This window comes from Streptomyces sp., from assembly GCF_050698815.1.
Taxonomy (GTDB): Bacteria; Actinomycetota; Actinomycetes; order Streptomycetales; family Streptomycetaceae; genus Streptomyces.
The window spans coordinates 1-1987 of record NZ_JBOHCV010000302.1; the positions used below are offsets into that span (position 1 = coordinate 1).

Sequence of the window (1987 nt, forward strand, 5' to 3'; positions counted from 1 at the left end):
GGGCAGGCCGGGCACAGCCTGGGTCAGTACGCGGAGAGCGTGGCCCGCGGCGAAGTCCTCTCCCGGCTGCTGCCGCCACACGAAGAGCCGACGTCCCGGTGGTTCATGGACGTCCTGACTGCGGCACCGCTGCCGGAGGGCGTCCACCGCACCGCTGCGGGCTCGGACCCGCTGATGACTCTGTGCAGCACCGTGGCCGATCTGGAGGAGGACCGGATCACCCTGCGCGGCGCCGACGGCCGGAGCTCCTCCATGCCGCTGCCGGACTACGTACCCGCGAAGGCGGGTGCGGCGTGAACGGGGAGGCGCCGGCACGTCGGCCGCCAAGGCCGGGGGAGAATCGGTGACATGGCTTCCGCACCGCAGACCTACGACGAGTTGCTGACCGAGCTCCAGGCCCGGGCCAGGTCGCTCACCCCCGCGCAGCGGCTGCTGGCCGACCGGATCATGGCCGATCCCGAGGGGGTGGCCTTCATGACGGTCTCGGAACTGGCCTCCGCGGTCGGAGTCAACGAGGCCACCGTCGTACGCTTCGCCGCCGGCCTCGGCCTGGACGGATATCCGGGGCTGACCCGGCTGTGCCGCGGCCGGCTGCGCGAACAGGCCCAACTGCTGCGCCGCTACGACAACCTCGAACAGCTCGGCACGGACGGCGGGGATCCGTTGGAACGGGCGGTCGCCCTGGACCGCGCCAACATCGCCCGCACCTTCGCCCGCGTCGACGCGGACAGCTGGCACGCGGCGGTCAAGGCGCTGGCCGAAGCGCCCCGCGTCCACGTCATGGGCCTGCGCAAGTGCCACGCGCCGGCGTATCTCCTCGGCTATCTGCTGCGGATGCTGCGCGAAGACGTCGAAACCGTCACCACGGGTGCGGGCACGCTGACCGACGACCTGCGCCGTGTCCGGGAGGGCGACTGCTTCGTCGCCGTCTCGATCCACCGCTACGCGGCCGAGACGGTACGTGCCGCCTCCTGGGCCCGCACCCGTGGTGCCCACTGCATCGCCCTGACCGACAACCCCTCCTCGCCGCTCGCCGCTTCCGCCGACCAGGTCTTCTACGTCGATGCGGCCGGGCCCTCGGTGCTGCGTTCCCTGACGGCTTTCACCTCGCTGGTCCAGGCGCTGGCCGCCGGAGTCGCCCGCGAGCGCGGGCACGAAGTGCGCGCGACGCTCCTGCAGGAGGAGGAACTGCTCAAAGAGTTCGGTACCTACGACAGCCGGGAACGCTGAGCCTGTGCTGTCGCTCCGTCAGGCGCCCGCGGTCAGCGCCGACAGCGCACCGCGCAGATGCTCCAACGAGCCCTGGATCCAGGGGAGGGAAAGCGGGTCGGCGCTCTCCAGCGACTGCTGCCGCTGGGCGTCGGACTCTCCGTACAGCAGGCTCGTCGCCACCCGGGCGCGCAGGCCCTCCCGGGCGTCGCCGAAGGCTTCACCCGCCAGTACGCCGACCCCGTGCCGCTCCAGCAGGGCCCCGGCCAACTCCGCTCCCGTGCCGATGCCTTGGGCCGTGAGCACCGCGCGCACCGGCTCGAAGTCGGGGTAGAGGTAGAAACCCGCCTCCGGTATCCGGCACACCGCGCCCGCCGCCGTGAACTCGGAGTGCACCGCCGTGGCGACCGTGGCGTGCAGCCCGCGGGCGCGCTCGATATGGGCGAGTGCCTCGGGCGGGTCCCGCAGGATGTGCGCCGCCACGGCCTGCATGGGCGCCGCGAGGCTCGACCAGACTTCGCTGGCGACCCCTGTCAGGTTCTGGAGCAGCCGGTCCCCCCATGGACCGCCGGGCACCCGTGCGAAGCCGATGCGCCAGCCCCCCAGCGCCATCGATTTGCTCAGCCCACTGGTCATGACGGTGCGTTCGGGAAGGTACCGGGTGGCGCTCGGGGCGTTGCCGTCGTGGCACAGCTCGGCGTAGATCTCGTCCGCGATCACCACCAGGCCGTGCCGGCCGGCGATCTCGCACACCGCACGCAGGTCTTCCGCGCGCGCG

At 72.3% G+C, this 1987-nt stretch carries 3 protein-coding genes; 2 read left to right on the forward strand and 1 reads right to left on the reverse strand.

Annotated elements, in window-relative coordinates; translation table 11 throughout:
- Window positions 1-297, forward strand: a 297-nt coding sequence (locus tag ACRDP3_RS10890) for a hypothetical protein (RefSeq protein ID WP_431516676.1), incomplete at its 5' end; no start/stop codon positions are given.
- A 51-nt stretch (window positions 298-348) separates the two neighbouring features.
- The gene (locus ACRDP3_RS10895; protein ID WP_431516677.1) at window positions 349-1230 is read left to right on the forward strand and encodes a MurR/RpiR family transcriptional regulator; all 882 of its coding nucleotides are present in this window, start codon (window positions 349-351) and stop codon (window positions 1228-1230) included.
- Window positions 1231-1248: 18 nt separating this feature from the next.
- Here ACRDP3_RS10895 and ACRDP3_RS10900 read toward each other — a convergent pair.
- Window positions 1249-1987: aminotransferase class I/II-fold pyridoxal phosphate-dependent enzyme (locus ACRDP3_RS10900; protein ID WP_431516678.1), on the reverse strand; the 739-nt coding region annotated here is incomplete at its 5' end.